17 protein-coding genes are annotated in these 15,243 nt (G+C 58.7%); 14 read left to right on the top strand and 3 right to left on the bottom strand.

Annotated elements, in window-relative coordinates; all coding sequences use genetic code 11:
- Nucleotides 1-12: 12 nt before the first annotated feature.
- Both ACTJJW_RS08315 and ACTJJW_RS08310 read right to left on the bottom strand, forming a co-directional pair.
- A complete protein-coding gene (locus ACTJJW_RS08315) occupies nt 13-387 on the bottom strand; it encodes a DUF4870 domain-containing protein (RefSeq protein WP_462643708.1) in 375 nt (124 codons plus the stop codon).
- Nucleotides 388-476: 89 nt separating this feature from the next.
- Complete coding sequence (locus ACTJJW_RS08310) at nt 477-875, bottom strand: DUF4870 domain-containing protein (protein ID WP_462643706.1); 399 nt, start codon at nt 873-875, stop codon at nt 477-479.
- Nucleotides 876-1,087: 212 nt separating this feature from the next.
- On the opposite strand from ACTJJW_RS08310, the gene hrcA reads away from it, so the two are divergent.
- The 9 genes from hrcA to leuA all read left to right on the top strand — a co-directional run bounded on the left by hrcA (nt 1,088) and on the right by leuA (nt 10,088).
- Entirely contained in the window at nt 1,088-2,110 is a 1,023-nt protein-coding gene (gene hrcA / locus ACTJJW_RS08305) for a heat-inducible transcriptional repressor HrcA (RefSeq protein WP_462643704.1), read from the top strand.
- A 23-nt stretch (nt 2,111-2,133) separates the two neighbouring features.
- Nucleotides 2,134-3,234, top strand: a complete 1,101-nt coding sequence (gene dnaJ, locus ACTJJW_RS08300) for a molecular chaperone DnaJ (protein ID WP_462643702.1) — start codon at nt 2,134-2,136, stop codon at nt 3,232-3,234.
- 9 nt (nt 3,235-3,243) lie between these two features.
- On the top strand, nt 3,244-3,975 hold the full coding sequence (locus tag ACTJJW_RS08295) for a 16S rRNA (uracil(1498)-N(3))-methyltransferase (RefSeq protein WP_462643700.1): 732 nt from the start codon (nt 3,244-3,246) through the stop codon (nt 3,973-3,975).
- A 17-nt stretch (nt 3,976-3,992) separates the two neighbouring features.
- A complete protein-coding gene (locus ACTJJW_RS08290) occupies nt 3,993-4,346 on the top strand; it encodes a histidine triad nucleotide-binding protein (protein ID WP_462643699.1) in 354 nt (117 codons plus the stop codon).
- Nucleotides 4,333-5,412, top strand: a complete 1,080-nt coding sequence (locus tag ACTJJW_RS08285) for a PhoH family protein (RefSeq protein ID WP_462643697.1) — start codon at nt 4,333-4,335, stop codon at nt 5,410-5,412. Before ACTJJW_RS08290 ends, ACTJJW_RS08285 begins: the two co-directional genes overlap by 14 nt.
- Before the next feature lies 1 nt (nt 5,413).
- On the top strand, nt 5,414-5,875 hold the full coding sequence (gene ybeY, locus ACTJJW_RS08280) for an rRNA maturation RNase YbeY (RefSeq protein WP_462643696.1): 462 nt from the start codon (nt 5,414-5,416) through the stop codon (nt 5,873-5,875).
- Between the two features lie 6 nt (nt 5,876-5,881).
- Nucleotides 5,882-7,192, top strand: a complete 1,311-nt coding sequence (locus ACTJJW_RS08275) for a hemolysin family protein (protein ID WP_462643694.1) — start codon at nt 5,882-5,884, stop codon at nt 7,190-7,192.
- Complete coding sequence (gene era, locus ACTJJW_RS08270; protein WP_462643692.1) at nt 7,189-8,088, top strand: GTPase Era; 900 nt, start codon at nt 7,189-7,191, stop codon at nt 8,086-8,088. Before ACTJJW_RS08275 ends, era begins: the two co-directional genes overlap by 4 nt.
- 221 nt (nt 8,089-8,309) lie before the next feature.
- Complete coding sequence (leuA, locus tag ACTJJW_RS08265) at nt 8,310-10,088, top strand: 2-isopropylmalate synthase (protein WP_462643690.1); 1,779 nt, start codon at nt 8,310-8,312, stop codon at nt 10,086-10,088.
- 172 nt (nt 10,089-10,260) lie between these two features.
- Here the strand turns inward: leuA and ACTJJW_RS08260 are convergent, their stop codons facing one another.
- Nucleotides 10,261-10,917 carry a trimeric intracellular cation channel family protein gene (locus tag ACTJJW_RS08260; protein ID WP_462643688.1) on the bottom strand — a complete coding sequence of 219 codons (657 nt, stop codon included), beginning with the start codon at nt 10,915-10,917 and terminating at the stop codon, nt 10,261-10,263.
- A 456-nt stretch (nt 10,918-11,373) separates the two neighbouring features.
- Between ACTJJW_RS08260 and ACTJJW_RS08255 the strand changes: the two genes are divergently transcribed.
- The 5 genes from ACTJJW_RS08255 to nadA all read left to right on the top strand — a co-directional run bounded on the left by ACTJJW_RS08255 (nt 11,374) and on the right by nadA (nt 15,242).
- Nucleotides 11,374-11,580, top strand: coding sequence for a hypothetical protein (locus ACTJJW_RS08255; protein WP_462643687.1), 207 nt, complete (start codon nt 11,374-11,376; stop codon nt 11,578-11,580).
- A 50-nt stretch (nt 11,581-11,630) separates the two neighbouring features.
- Nucleotides 11,631-12,359 (top strand): DNA repair protein RecO, encoded by a 729-nt coding sequence (gene recO / locus ACTJJW_RS08250; protein ID WP_462643686.1) that lies wholly within the window; start codon nt 11,631-11,633, stop codon nt 12,357-12,359.
- Nucleotides 12,356-13,168, top strand: a complete 813-nt coding sequence (locus ACTJJW_RS08245; protein ID WP_462643684.1) for an isoprenyl transferase — start codon at nt 12,356-12,358, stop codon at nt 13,166-13,168. Before recO ends, ACTJJW_RS08245 begins: the two co-directional genes overlap by 4 nt.
- Nucleotides 13,169-13,249: 81 nt before the next feature.
- Nucleotides 13,250-13,966: an NUDIX hydrolase gene (locus ACTJJW_RS08240; RefSeq protein WP_462643683.1), complete on the top strand. Its 717-nt coding sequence runs from the start codon at nt 13,250-13,252 to the stop codon at nt 13,964-13,966.
- Nucleotides 13,953-15,242, top strand: a complete 1,290-nt coding sequence (gene nadA, locus ACTJJW_RS08235) for a quinolinate synthase NadA (protein WP_462643681.1) — start codon at nt 13,953-13,955, stop codon at nt 15,240-15,242. The genes ACTJJW_RS08240 and nadA overlap by 14 nt, the downstream gene beginning before the upstream one ends.
- The last annotated feature ends 1 nt before the right edge of the window (nt 15,243 follow it).

Here is a 15,243-nt window from a genome sequence, read left to right as displayed (position 1 = left end):
GGTTAGTTTGAGTTATTTAATGAACTGGAACGTCAGCGGGTAGCTGTATGCCTGCCCATTGTTTGCGGCGATGGCGGCGATGATGCTGAAGATGATGATGACAATTCCGACGGCAGGGATGATCAGGAACCCGATGCCGACGACGGTGAGAATAGCGCCCAAAAACATCGCGATGTACATGGTGATCTGGAAATTCAGAGCGGTGCGGGTGTGTGCGCGCACGAAGGGCCCGCGGTCTTTCAAGATGAGGTAGCCGACTAACGCTGGAACGAATCCGAAGAAAATTCCACCGACATGAATCAACGTGGACCAAAGCTTCTCGTCGCTCGGACTCATCGGTTGGATCGGTGCGTACGGAGAACTGGTGGGAGGTGTGGAATCTGACATGACTCCATTAAAGCGTGCATTGGGCAAAAGAGTAGCCCCGAGAGCCGAAGCTCTCATGGCCGAGTCTCATTTAGTTAGTAAATATTGTGTTACTTGATGAGGCGAAGTGCGAAGGGGTAACGGTAGTGGTTGCCGTCTTTAGCCTTCGTGAAGCCGATGATCGAGAAGATGATCGAGACTACGACGAGCGCGAACCAGAGCAGGCCCTGGATAGGGGCGAAGAGACCAAACGTGACCGTTGTAAGGATCGAGCCGAGGATGGCCAGCGCGATGTGGGCGATAGCGAGCGTGATCTGGAAGTTCAGCGCTTCTTTGGCTTCTACGTTGGTGAACGCACCGCGGTCCTTGAAGATCAGCCAGATGATGAGTGATGGCAGGAAACCAAGGATTCCGCCCAGATGAGCGAAGGACGCCCACTGGTTGTCCTCAGCCGTGGTCAGTTGGGCTGCCGGCTGCGGAGCGGCGGGCTGCGGATTTGCGTCAGTCATGAGTTCGTGCCTTTCAGGTGAACAAGGGAACTTCCCGGGTTTCATCAAAATGCTCGGTTTCACACCTGAGCACCGCCCCGGAGGGGTAGCACCCAAGTACAGACATACGGTAGCGCTAATGAGTTATGCGGTGCAACGGCTGTGTCGCGGTGCGTCGAGTAAGATTGGCAGTCGAACGGATTGAGTGCCAATCAAGAGAGGTGGGTGGTGGCATGGTTTCCGCCCGCGGACTTGACGTGCTTCGAGTCATCGTGCAGGACTACGTTGCTACGCGCGAGCCTGTCGGCTCTAAGTCGATAGTGGAGCGTCACTCTTTTGGCGTCTCTGCCGCGACGATCCGCAACGACATGGTTTTGCTCGAAGATGAAGAGCTGATTACCGCTCCTCATACCTCATCTGGCCGAGTGCCCACCGACAAGGGCTATCGCGTATTTGTGGATCAGCTCGCAGATTTGCGGCCTCTTACGAGCGCACAACGCCAGGCAATCGAGTCGTTCTTGGGTCAAGCAGACGACTTGGATGACGTGCTCGCGCGCACTGTGCGCATGCTCTCGCAACTGACCAACAGCGTCGCGCTTGTGCAGTACCCCTCGCTGGCAACGGCTCGGGTGCGCCATATTGAGTTAGTCCCGCTGAGCGCTTCCCGCATCATGACGGTGTTTATTACCGATTCTGGCCGTGTCGAACAACGACTCATCGATGTTTCGGAGCCCCTCGACGACGTGTTCTTGGGGGAGATGCGCGCAAAGCTGAATTCTGCCCTCAACGGGCGATCTCTGCCTGAGGCGGCCGAGAGGCTCGCGAATTTTGCCGACATTTTTCCTGTCGAACGCCAGCCAGTGGTCAGCCAGGTGGCATCCAGTCTGGTTGAACAAGTCTTGGCTAACCGTCATGACAAACTTGTATTGGCGGGCACAGCAAATCTTGCGCGAACCGAGCAAGATTTTTCTGGCAGTATTTTTCCCGTACTAGAGGCAATAGAAGAGCAAGTTACGTTGTTACGTCTCTTTGGAGAGATGCAAGTAACTAGTGGATCCGTTTCTACTCGGATTGGGCGAGAGAACGCAGAATTTGGACTTGAAGAGACGTCTGTCGTTACGGGTGGGTATTCCTCGTCGGGCGGTGGCGTTGCGCGGCTGGGTGTGTTGGGCCCAACTCGCATGGACTATTCGAACAACATGGCAGCGGTTCGCGCGGTAGCGCGTTACCTGTCACGACTTTTAGAAGAAAATTGAGCTCGTAAGGAGCAATCGGAACTTTGGCAGATCACTACGAAGCCCTCGGCGTTACACGCGAGGCCACGCCCGAAGAAATCAAGAAGGCGTACCGCAAACTCGCTCGCGAGTTGCACCCCGACGTAAACCCGAGCGCGGATGCTTCTGAGCGGTTCAAATCCGTGACGCACGCGTATGACGTGTTGAGCGATCCGCAGCAGCGTCAACAGTACGACATGGGCGGCAGCGGTGGTGGTTTTGGCGGGGCCAACTTTGGCTTCGGCGACATCTTCGAAACCTTCTTTGGTGGCGGTGGTGGCGGCCAATCCGTCGGGCCTCGTTCGCGACGTGAGCGCGGCCAAGACGCCCTCCTGCGGGTTGAGGTCAGCCTAAAGGACACGATGTTTGGCGTTTCGCGCGACATCGAGGTCAACACCGCTGTGCTTTGTGAGACCTGTGAGGGTAGCTGTTCGGCACCCGGGTCTTCGCCGGTGCGCTGTGACATTTGTCAGGGAAGTGGTCAGATTCAGCGCCAGGTTCGCAGCCTTCTGGGTAACGTCATGACGTCGAGCCCCTGTGGCACGTGCCGCGGCTACGGCAACATCATTGTGAACCCCTGCGCCACGTGTGCCGGACAGGGCCGCGTGCGCGCTCAACGCACCATCTCAGTCGACATTCCGGCCGGTATCGAAACCGGTTTGCGTCTGCAGATGCCGGGCCAGGGTGAAGTCGGGCCGGCGGGTGGACCCAACGGCGACCTCTTCTTAGAGATGAAGGTACGTCACCACGACGTCTTCAGTCGATCCGATGACGATCTACTCGCCACCGTCGAAGTTCAAATGCTCGACGCGATCTTGGGCACCACGGTCACCCTTGATGGCTTAGACGACAAGGTCGAGGTGCACGTCAAGCCCGGCACTCAGAGTGGCGAGGTGCTCACCGTTAAGGAGCGAGGCATTACGAGCCTCCGCGGTGGCGGTCGCGGTGACTTGCGCTTGGGCATCCAGGTGGTCACTCCGACCAAGTTGAGCAGCGCCGAGCAGGCCTTGATCAAACAACTTGCTGCCGCGCGCAAGAGCAAAGCGCCAGAATTTGCCGAGTTCCAACAGGGACTCTTTGCCAAGCTGCGCGACCGGTTCCTGTAGGCGAACACAGTGGCTCACCTCTATATCGATGAAGAACTCGACGACGCGAAGGTCGGCGACACTGTCTCGCTGACCAAAGCAGAAGCGCGTCATGCGGTAACAGTGTCGCGCCTGAAAGTCGGCGAGACTGTCGCGATTAGCAATGGTGCAGGGCTCACAGTCTCGGGGCCGATCACCACCGCCGAGCACACCGAACTCAGCATCGAGGTTTCCGAGGCACAGCACACTCCGCGCAGCACGCCTGCGGTATTCCTCGCGCAAGCATTGGCCAAGGCTGACCGCGACGAGCTTGCGGTACAAGTGGCCACAGAACTTGGCATTGACGGTGTAATTCCGTGGTCGGCGGCGCGCAGCATTTCCCGCTGGCAAGGCGCGAAAGTCGCCAAAGGTCGCGACCGTTGGGCGGCGATTGTGCGCGAGGCCAGCAAACAGTCGTTGCGCACGTGGTTGCCCGACGTGCTTGATCTCGTCACCACAAAGCAACTCGCTACATTTGCCTCCAGCACCCGGATGCTCGTGCTCCAGCCGGCCGCAACAGAGACGCTTGCCGACCTCGTCGTTGATGATCGCGACATTGTGCTCGTCGTCGGGCCCGAGGGTGGTGTCGCAGATCATGAGCTTGAGCTATTGACGGCGGCTGGAGCATCCACGGTTCGACTGGGAAGTGAAGTGCTGCGCACCTCTACTGCCGGCCCCGCTGCGCTTGCGGTGCTGAACGTCAAACTTGGTCGCTGGGGCTAGAGGTTTAGGCTAGAGCCATGTCTGATTCACCTTCGATCTTTACCAAGATCATCGCTCGCGAGATTCCCGCGGATATCGTCTTCGAGTCAGATTCCGTGATCGCGTTTCGCGACATTGCGCCCCAAGCGCCTGTGCACTTGCTCGTCGTTCCCAAGACTGAGCAGTTTGCGAACGTTTCGGAGCTTGCTGCAGGCAACCCGGCGTTACTTGCCGAGTTGGTTTCGGTGGCGCAACAACTCGCCGATGAGCACACCAGTGGCGAGTACCGACTGATTTTCAACACCGGCGAAAGCGCCGGTCAAACCGTGTTCCACGTGCACGCTCATGTGCTCGGTGGACACCTCGAGGAAGGCACCCTTGGTCACGAGTGACTCTGAGTCCGCACGTACTGAGTCCGCACGCATTGAGTCCACAGAGGCGACAGAGCGCGAAAGCGTTGCCATTGAAGTAGATGGCGTGGCTATGGTGCGGCTGCTAGGCCCACATGACCGACTGCTCCGGGTGGTTGAGAGCAAGTTTCCCGATGTCGAAATGCATGTTCGCGGAAACGAAATCACCCTCACCGGCGACTCCGTTTCGCTCGCGGCCGCCGAAGAACTTGTGGATGAACTGATCGCGATGGTTCGCGATGGACATGACCTCGGCACACAAGAAGTGGAATCGTCGGCGAGCATCCTGCGACAGAATCAGGGCAGCCCGAATCTCTTGCTTGGCCAAACAATTCTTACAGCCCGCGGCAAAGCCATTCGGCCCAAGACTTTAGGCCAGTCGCAATACGTCGAAGCGATGGACAACAACACCATCGTGTTCGGTATCGGCCCGGCAGGAACCGGTAAGACGTATCTTGCGATGGCGAAGGCCGTCCAGGCTTTGCAGCGCAAAGAGGTCGACCGCATTATTCTTAGTCGCCCAGCGATCGAGGCGGGGGAGCGACTGGGCTTCTTGCCTGGCTCGCTGACCGACAAGATCGATCCGTACCTTCGGCCGCTCTACGACGCACTCAACGACATGATGGACCCAGAACTGGTTCCCAAGCTGTTGGCCGCAGGCACTGTTGAGGTTGCACCGCTCGCGTACATGCGTGGCCGCACTCTCAACAAGTCCTTTGTTGTTCTCGACGAAGCCCAAAACACCACCCCTGAGCAGATGAAAATGTTCCTGACCCGATTGGGATTCGATTCCAAGATGGTCATCACCGGTGACGTCACGCAGATCGACTTGCCGGAGGGAGCGAGCGGGCTCAAGCTCGTCTCGAACGTGCTGCAAGACATTGACGACATCCACTTTGCAGAACTCACGAGTGCTGACGTAGTGCGTCACACCCTCGTCGGCAAGATCGTTGATGCCTACACGACCTACGATGCTGAAAAGCAGCGCGATGAGTACAACCGCAATAACCGACCGCGAGGTCGCAGCCGCAACCACGAGGGGCGCTAGCGTGTCAATTGAAATCAACAACGAGTCAGCCATCGAAGTAGACGAGCACGCGTTTCAACGGCTGTGCACTTTTGCTCTCGACGAGCTTCATGTTCACCCGGATGCCGAACTAGGCATTGTCTTTGTTGATGAAGCAGCTATGGAGCAGCTTCACGTGCAGTGGATGGACGAACCAGGCCCAACCGACGTGCTGAGCTTTCCCATGGACGAGCTGCGTCCAGGAACCGAGGCTCACCAGACGCCTGCTGGGCTGCTCGGCGACATCGTGGTGTGCCCGCAAGTTGCGATTTCGCAGGCAGAAACTGCGGGGCATCCGCCGCTCGAGGAAATGCTCTTGCTGACCACCCACGGTCTGCTGCACTTGCTCGGATTCGATCATGCAGAGCCTGAGGAAGAAAAAGAGATGTTCAGCCTCCAGCGTGAAATTTTGCTGGGGTTTGCCCTTGCCGAACGAAGTAGGTAGCCGCTCATGCTGAACGGCATATTCATCACCGTGGCGATCCTGCTTGTTTCGCTCGGTGGTTTGCTTGCAGCGGCTGACTCTGCACTGACCGTGCTCAGCCGAAGTGACCTGGTAGAACTTGCGGGCCGCAGTCGCACGAGAAAGTCGATTCTGGCGATCTCGCATGACCTGGGCGCTCACTTTAACGCGCTCAACTTCATGCGAATTGTGCTCGAAACCACGGCCGCCGTTTTGGTGACACTCGTGTTGGCCACAGTCTTCGAGCAGTGGTGGTTTGCCCTCCTGTTCAGCGCACTCATCATGACGGGCGCGTCGTTCGTTCTTGTCGGCTCCAGCCCTCGAAGCGTCGGGCGAGCCCACTCTCGCAAAGTGGTTCAGATTTCGGCGCCGGTGGTTCGTGGCATCCGCGTGATCTTGGGGCCGATCGCTGACGCACTCGTCGCTATCGGCAACCGTGTGACACCGGGCCGACCACGCAGCGCAACCTTTTCGAGCGAAGAACAACTGCTGAGCATGGTGGACGAAGCCACGGAACATGCCGTGTTAGATCAAGACGATCGCGACCTCATCCACTCAATCTTTGAGTTCAACAGCACAGTGGTGCGCGAGGTCATGATTCCGCGCACCGACATGGTGACGGTTGACGCAGACGTCACTGCCAGCGCGGCGATGGGACTGTTCCTGAGTCGCGGAGTTTCACGAGTGCCCGTAATCGGCGAAGACATCGATCAGGTTATGGGTGTGCTGTACCTTCGCGACGTCGCGCGGGTGGTTTATGAGCAGCCCGTCGAAGCAGACAAGCTCACGACTCGAGAGCTGGCTCGCCCCGCACTGTTCGTGCCTGAGTCGCAGCGAGCCGACAGCCTGCTGCGTCAGATGCAACTCGAATCAAACCATCTCGCGATGGTCGTCGATGAGTATGGCGGCATCGCAGGACTAGTCTCATTGGAAGACCTCATCGAAGAACTCGTCGGAGATATTTCTGACGAGTATGACCGCGAGGTGGCGGAGTTCGAGGAACTCGCTGATGGCACGTTCCGAGTGAGCGCGCGATTGCCGATCGATGAACTGGGTGACCTGTTTGGACTCGAACTTGATGATGACGAGGTCGACTCGGTTGGCGGCCTGATCATGAAGACTTTGGGCCGGCTGCCCGAGAGCGGTGCGGTAGCGCATTACTCCGGGCTTGTGCTCACAGCCGAGCGCACTGAGGGGCGGCGCAAACGCATCAGCACGGTGCTCGTTACTAAAGATCCCTCCCTCGACAATCAGCACGACTCAATCTCGAATGAACGAGAGAACGGTGAATCACAGTGACCGACGCCAGTGAGTTCAGAGCAGGATTTGTGACCTTTGTTGGTCGACCCAACGTCGGAAAGTCGACGCTCACCAACGCACTCGTCGGCGAAAAGGTGGCCATCACGTCGTCAAAGCCACAAACGACGCGTCGTGCCATTCGTGGAGTTGTGCATCGTAACGATGGCCAATTAGTCATCGTTGACACCCCTGGTATGCACCGTCCGCGCACCCTTCTCGGCGAGCGACTCAACTCGATCGTGCAAGACACCCTCGGCGAAGTAGACGTAATCGGGCTCTGCATCCCCGCCAACGAAAAAATTGGTCCTGGCGACCGCTACATCAACGAACAGCTTGACTCGTTTCCGCGCGCAAAGAAGGTGGCAATCGTCACCAAGATTGACGCCTCATCGCGACCCGGTGTCGCAGAGCAGCTTCGTGCCGTGAGTGAACTGCGTGACTGGGATGAAATCATTCCGATCTCGTCGTTCGACAGCATCCAGCTCGACATTTTATCGACCGAGCTCGTGAAACTCATGCCTGTGTCGCATGCTCTCTACCCGGATGATGCCGTCACCGATGAGTCAACCGAGTCGCGCGTTGCGGAGCTGATTCGTGAGGCTGCGCTCGAAGGCGTCATGGATGAACTTCCGCATTCCATCGCGGTCACGATCGACGACATGATCGAACGCGAAGACAAAGACCTGCTCGAAGTGTTCGCCAACATTTTCGTTGAGCGTGACAGCCAAAAGGGCATCATCATCGGCAAGGGTGGCGAGCGCTTGCAGGATGTTGGTGCGCGAGCACGAGTTGAGATCGAGAAGCTCGTGGGCAAGCAGATCTTCTTATCGCTGCGAGTAAAGGTTGCCAAGGAATGGCAGCGTGATTCGAAGCAACTCGGCCGTTTGGGCTTCTAACCCCCATTCTCGTCGTGGAGCGGCTGGGCGGTAACGGTTAGGGAACCAGTCGTTCATCTCAGCTCGGGCAGTGCTATTCTAAATTTGTGTTGTTCGGTCTGCTCCTCCTTAGCTGCCGCGACGAGTCCTAATTCAGGCCTCACTCGTCGCGGAGTTTGTTATTGGCTGACCAGATCCGTAGCGAGTGGCCCACAAGGCCTTGAGAACAGCAGGAGCACCAAATGAAGAACAATCAGTCCGCATCCTCGATGCCGGTCCACAAGTACCGTCCGTTTCACGAGATCATTTCTATTGATCTGCCGGACCGCACGTGGCCGTCGAAACGAATCACTCAGGCACCGCGCTGGTGTGCTGTCGATCTTCGTGATGGCAACCAAGCGCTGATCGATCCGATGAGCCCAGAACGCAAGCGGATCATGTTCGATCTGCTCGTCAAGATGGGCTACAAAGAGATCGAGGTTGGCTTCCCCTCGGCAAGCCAGACCGACTTCGACTTTGTGCGTTCGCTCATTGAGACCAACGCGATTCCGGATGATGTCACCATTCAGGTGCTCACGCAGGCTCGCGAAGAACTCATTGTGCGCACCTACGAGTCGATCAAGGGCGCCAAGCAAGCGATCGTGCACCTCTATAACTCCACGAGCGTGCTACAGCGCGATGTCGTGTTCCGCAAAGACAAGCAGGGCATCATCGACATCGCCTTGGATGGTGCGCGAATCTGTAAGGCCTCCGAGGCCATGGTGCCCGAGACTGATGTCTACTACGAGTACTCGCCAGAGAGCTACACGGGCACCGAGCTCGAGTTCGCTGTCGACATCTGCAACCAGGTGCTCGAAGTCTTCCAGCCAACTCCCGAGCGCAAGGTCATCCTGAACCTGCCAGCTACGGTCGAGATGGCAACTCCGAACGTATATGCCGACTCCATTGAGTGGATGTCGCGCAACGTCAACTACCGCGAGAACGTTCTGATCTCGCTGCATCCGCACAACGACCGCGGAACGGCTATTGCTGCGGCTGAGCTCGGCTACATGGCCGGTGCTGACCGCATCGAGGGCTGCCTGTTCGGCAATGGCGAGCGCACCGGAAACGTTGACCTCGTCGCTTTGGGCCTCAACCTGTTCACGCAGGGCATTGACCCGCAGATCGACTTCAGTGATCTCGATGAGATCCGTCGCACTGCTGAGCACTGTAACCAGTTGAAGGTGCACGAGCGCAGCCCCTGGGCTGGCGACCTCGTCTACACGGCCTTCAGCGGTTCGCATCAGGATGCGATCAAGAAGGGCTTCGAGGCTATGGCTGCTCAGGCTGAGCGCGAAGGCAAAGATGTCAATGATCTCGTCTGGGCTGTGCCGTATCTGCCCGTTGACCCTAAGGACCTAGGTCGAGGCTACGAAGCTGTTGTTCGGGTGAACTCGCAGTCGGGCAAGGGCGGCGTCGCCTATCTGTTGAAGGCTGATCACAGCCTCGATCTGCCGCGTAAACTGCAGATTGAATTCAGCGGTGTAGTGCAGTCGAAGACTGACTCCGAGGGTGGCGAGGTTTCTAGCGAGCAGATCTGGAGCTCGTTCCAGGACGAGTACCTGCCAGCATCCGCAGATCAGGCCGACCAAAAGTGGGGTCGATATGAACTGCTGGCGACACGCACAACAAGCGCAAACGATGGCGAAGTCAGCCTTGAGGCGCGACTGCGCGTCGACGACGCCGAGGTCGACGCCACCCACGTCGGCAACGGCCCGATTGATGCATTCTTGGGCATGCTGTCCGCACAGGGCCAAGGCATTGAAGTGAAGCTCTACGACTACGTCGAGCACACCATGAGCGCGGGCAGTAATGCGCAGGCTGCTGCCTACGTTGAGCTTGACATCAACGGTCAACGTCTGTGGGGCGTTGGCATCGATGGCGACATTTCGCGGGCATCGCTCAAGGCGATTGTCTCGGCAGTCAACCGCTGGGTGCGAGCAACGCGCACCGCTCCCGAACCAGAACTGGTTGCAAGCTAGCTCAAGTTGTGACATCACTAGAGCCCCGCTGCCGTGTGCCGTGGGGCTCTAGTGCCTCTGTGCCTCTGTGCCGTTGGTGCGTTGGTGCGTTAGTGCGTTAGTGCGTTAACCGTCGCTGAGACGAACACATCGAATGGACCCTGCACGGATGCGACTCACGCCACCTTCGTGCTCAGGGCCGACGGAACTTGGGCATGCCGCTGATAGTTCGTTGCTCCGGCAGCGTCCAGTTGAAGAGCACCGCCAAGACGCGCACGCCGACCGTGAGCCCGACACAGATTGTGGCGGCGAGAAACACAGGAACGTCGAAACTTCGCATGATCACTAGGCTCGTCGCGCCGGCAGTGGCGGCGACGGCATAGAGCGAACCGACATGCATGAGTGCGATTGGCATCGATAGCAGCACGTCGCGCAAAATTGATCCGCCAACAGCGGAGATCACGCCAACGAAAATTGCCGGCACCTCGGGGAGCCCCAACGACAGTGCTTTCGTTGTTCCGATTGCTCCAAACAGGCCAATCGTGAGTGCGTCGAGCACTGTGATCAGTGGGCCCATGCGAGCAATGAGCCGCTCAAGCAGCATTCCGAACAGAGCGGCACCCGTTGCCACGATGAGATACCAGTTGGTTGTAAGAACTATTGGAACCTCAGACAGCACGATGTCGCGGACCATGCCACCGCCAAAACCTGTCGAAATGCCAATAATGGCGACTCCGAGAAGATCCAGCCGGCGATCGCGGAACTGGGCCGCAAGCATTGCACCCTGCATGGCGCCAACGCCGACAGCCAACAGTCCGGCCCACAGCGGGATCTCGAAAGTCTCATTCACGCACCATTCGTACCATGGGCGCCGTGGGCCGGGTAGTTGTGTTGCGGGCAAGCCTGCGATTGCCGCTCCTGAGAGAAGGGACAGGTTGGAAGACGCGAGCAGCGATAGAGGGCTCGGGAACCGAGGCGGCGCGTCGCTTTTGGATCCTCGACCCGACCTCACACCGCTGCGATCTTCGAAAACTCAGGAAAATTTGACCGAGTGGCGACTTGACCCCTGAAAACTGGTGCGGCATCAAATCAATGCGCCCTAGCTTCCTGAATTTCCGAATAGGAGCGGTGAGCAGCCTAGAAGTGAGGATCAAGGTTCACTGGCGGCGCGGGGGTAACCCCGCAAACCAAGTGTCCGGGTAGATGGTGCAAACTGCTTCGACATGATCATGGACCCGCAGCTCACTATTCGCTACTTTGTCGATGCGGATGCTCCCGCGCAGAAATCGCATCCGAATTGTGGCGCTTGTGGCGCTTGTGGCGCTTGGGGCGTGCGTGGGCAGCGGAGGAGGGAGCGGCCTCGGTTGGTGTCGACACCGCGGTTCCTGCCGAGCATCTCGTGCGGCTGTATCGTGCCTGGGGCTTCGAGCAGGTCACGACGATCCACTGGTCAGGCAAAACCTACGACAGCGTTGTGATGGTTCGACTTCTCGGGCCAGCCGATACCGAGTAGCCTCGGGCCGTCGCTCAGTAATCGCAGGCTAGCCGGGGGATACTTGAGGGGTGCCAACCTATCGTGATGAAGCCGTCGTGCTGCGCACCCACAAACTGGGTGAAGCAGACCGCATTGTCACGATGCTGTCCCGCGAGCACGGCAAAATCCGCGCGGTAGCAAAGGGCGTTCGTCGCACGGGGTCAAAATTTGGGGCGCGGCTAGAGCCATTTATGGTCGCCGACATCCAGTGCTATATCGGTCGCAGTCTCGACATCATCCAGCAGGCAGAGTCTCTTGGTTCGTATGGCTCAGACATCACCGCTGACTATGCGAGCTATACCGCAGCCAGCGTAATGGTCGAGACGGCGGACAAAGTCACGGATGACGACGGCTCGCTGCAGCAGTACTTACTGCTGGTGGGAGCGTTGCGGTCTCTCGCACGACGCGAGCACAACCCGAGCCTGACGCTTGACTCGTACCTGTTGCGCAGTCTGTCGATTGCCGGTTGGGCACCAAGTTTTGTCGACTGCGCGGTGACCGGAGCCCCCGGCCCGCACTCCGTTTTCGTGGCGCAGATGGGTGGTGTGGTCGCCGATGAGGTTGCCCCACCCGGCTCGCCCCGGCTGAGCCAAGACACCCTTGAACTGCTGGGCGCGCTGCTTGCCGGCACATGGGATATCGCCGAAGCGTCAGATGAACGCTCACGGTCTCACGCCAGCGGCGTCGTTGCCGCTTACACGCAGTTTCACCTGGAGCGCAGTCTTCGCTCCATTCAGCATGTGGATCGGAGCGCATGAGCCGCGTAGCAAAAACCCACAAGATGGCCGAAGAATTTCGTCCGCTCGATTGGACGGGCATCCAGCCGCCCACGCTGCCCAAGGGCGCCGTTCCTGAGCATATTGCGATCGTCATGGACGGCAATGGCCGCTGGGCCAACGCCCGCGGCCTGACGCGAGTGGAAGGTCACAAGGCGGGGGAGGCGAGCCTGCTCGATGTGGTGGCAGGCGCCATCCAAATCGGGGTCAAGCACATCAGCGTCTACGCGTTCTCAACCGAAAACTGGAGCCGTTCTCCCGAAGAGGTGCGCTTTTTGATGGGCTTCAACCGCGATGTGTTGCACCGCCGCCGCGATCAACTCAACGAGTGGGGTGTGCGCGTGCGCTGGGCTGGGCGTCGACCTCGGCTGTGGACGTCAGTAATCAAGGAGTTGCAGTTCGCTGAGAAGCTCACCGAGAAGAACAGCACTCTTACTCTGACGATGTGTGTGAATTATGGCGGTCGCACTGAGATTGCGGATGCCGTGCGCTCGATTGCCGATGATGTTGCGACCGGAAAGCTGAAGCCCTCCGCGGTTTCAGAGAAGCTCATCCAGAAGCGTCTCTATCAACCCCAGCTTCCCGACGTTGACCTGTTTGTGCGCTCGTCAGGGGAGCAGCGGATGAGCAACTTCATGCCCTGGCAGAGCGCCTATGCCGAGATGGTGTTTTTAGACACTCTGTGGCCTGATTTCACTCGCGAACAGTTGTGGCAGGCGATCGAGATTTATGCGGGTCGCACGCGACGTTTCGGTGGGGCAGTCGACGCCCCCGATACCTCTCCCGGCTAACGGCTCTTTCGTTTTGGTCACGCTGACTTTAAGGTGTATTCTGTGTTCAGGTCAACATGACTCTTACTGAAGGGAGTGGCGATGCAGAAGAATGAACAACGAATATCGCTCGCGGTTTCAACCGTGATTTTTGCGTTGCGCCCCATTCCTGAGTCGGGCCAGAGCGCTCTCTGGATCCCTCTGGTTCGTCGCACGCGCGAACCTTTCGCTGGACAGTGGGCATTGCCTGGTGGCTGGGTCGGCAACGACGAAAGTCTGGCGGATGCCGCGGCCCGTAATTTGCTCGCGACCACCGCGCTTGAACCTGCCTACCTAGAGCAGCTTTATGCCTTTGGCGATGTGGAACGTTCGGTCAGCAGCAGAGTGGTATCGATCATCTACTGGGCACTGGTTCGGCAAGAAGAGGCAGAGCGCGCCACAGAGAACGAGAACGTGCGCTGGTTCGCCGCCGACAACCTTCCCGAACTTGCTTTCGACCACAACGTCATCATCGACTACGCGCTCTGGCGACTCCGCACCAAGATGGAATACTCGCGCATCGCTCGTGCCTTTCTCGGTGACACCTTCACGTTGAGCGAGCTGCGACTCGTGCACGAAGCCGTGTTGCAGCGGCAGCTAGACCCCGCGAACTTTCGCCGCCAGATCGAAAATTCGGGCTCACTGGTGCCCACAGATCATGTTGTCTCAGGTGGGCGTCATCGGCCGCCGAGGCTGTACCGCTATGACGAGGGCGTAGAGCTCGTCGACAACGGCCCTCTGGGTCACGAAAAGACAGGGAGCACTCGTGTCGTCAATTGATTCGACCATTCAGCGCATCACCAAGACCGGAGATGGCGAAACCTGTGCTCCTGAGCTAGCGGATGGTCCTTGGACCTTCGACCTCGGCGTGCCCAGCTACGGCCCCGGCGCATCGATGGGCGATGTGATTCCCACCGGTGCACCTCGACAGGGCCAACTGCCCGTCGAATACCAGAAGGCATCCAACGAAGACTTGCACGCCCGCATCATCGCGGCGAAGGCAACGCTCGGCGACCGCGCGGTAATTCTCGGTCACTTCTACCAGCGCGATGAGGTCGTGCGGCACGCCGATTTCCTCGGCGACTCGTTCCAGCTCGCCAACGCCGCTCAGACCGTACCGAACGCCGAAGCAATCGTCTTTTGTGGTGTGCACTTCATGGCCGAAACCGCTGACATTCTTGCGCGTTCCGACCAGGCCGTAATCCTGCCGAACCTTGCCGCCGGATGCTCCATGGCCGATATGGCTGACATCGACTCGGTTGAAGAGTGCTGGGAGCAGCTCATGGAGGTGTACGGCACCGAGCCGGATGCCGATGGCCGTGTGCCGATCATCCCCGTCACGTACATGAACTCGTCTGCCGCGCTCAAGGGCTTCTGCGGCCGCAACGGCGGAATCGTCTGCACGAGTTCTAACGCCACAACGGTGTTGGAATGGGCGTACGAGCGTGGACAGCGTGTGCTGTTTTTCCCCGACCAGCACCTGGGGCGCAACACGGCAAAGAAGATGGGCATCTCGACCGATCTCATGCCGATGTGGAACCCCAATAAGCCACTCGGCGGCAACGATGCCGAAGCACTCAACGAAGCAAAGGTTGTACTCTGGCACGGTTTCTGCAGCGTGCACAAGCGCTTCACCGTTGGCCAGATCGAACAGGCTCGCGCAGAGCATCCTGGTGTGCGTGTGATCGTGCACCCCGAGTGCCCGATGCCGGTTGTGGATGCCGCAGATGAGGCTGGGTCGACCGACTACATCCAGAAGGCTGTTGCTGCCGCCACCGAGCCAACCACCTTTGCGATCGGTACCGAGATCAACATGGTGAATCGTTTGGCTGCCGAATACCCGCAGCACACGATCTTCTGTCTCGACCCGGTGGTGTGCCCGTGCTCGACGATGTACCGCATCCACCCCGGCTACCTTGCGTGGGTGCTTGAGGGGCTCGTTCGCGGTGAAGTGCTCAACCAGATCACTGTTCCGGACGATGTTGCAGAACCAGCGCGGATTGCGCTCGAGCGGATGCTCGCAGCCAAGCCCCCGGTGGCGCCGAAAGAGGCATAAC

The sequence above is a fragment of the Rhodoglobus galactosidasius genome (assembly GCF_054957775.1).
This window is presented reverse-complemented; position numbering and strand designations above follow the sequence as displayed.

Bases quoted from the DNA above. Each gene is read 5' to 3' on its own strand.
- ACTJJW_RS08290 (WP_462643699.1), top strand. From the start codon at position 3,993: ATGTCTGATTCACCTTCGATCTTTACCAAGATCATCGCTCGCGAGATT.
- ACTJJW_RS08275 (WP_462643694.1), top strand. From the start codon at position 5,882: ATGCTGAACGGCATATTCATCACCGTGGCGATCCTGCTTGTTTCGCTC.
- hrcA (WP_462643704.1), top strand. From the start codon at position 1,088: ATGGTTTCCGCCCGCGGACTTGACGTGCTTCGAGTCATCGTGCAGGAC.
- ACTJJW_RS08315 (WP_462643708.1), bottom strand. From the start codon at position 387: ATGTCAGATTCCACACCTCCCACCAGTTCTCCGTACGCACCGATCCAA.
- leuA (WP_462643690.1), top strand. From the start codon at position 8,310: ATGAAGAACAATCAGTCCGCATCCTCGATGCCGGTCCACAAGTACCGT.
- ACTJJW_RS08240 (WP_462643683.1), top strand. From the start codon at position 13,250: ATGCAGAAGAATGAACAACGAATATCGCTCGCGGTTTCAACCGTGATT.
- ACTJJW_RS08245 (WP_462643684.1), top strand. From the start codon at position 12,356: ATGAGCCGCGTAGCAAAAACCCACAAGATGGCCGAAGAATTTCGTCCG.
- ACTJJW_RS08310 (WP_462643706.1), bottom strand. From the start codon at position 875: ATGACTGACGCAAATCCGCAGCCCGCCGCTCCGCAGCCGGCAGCCCAA.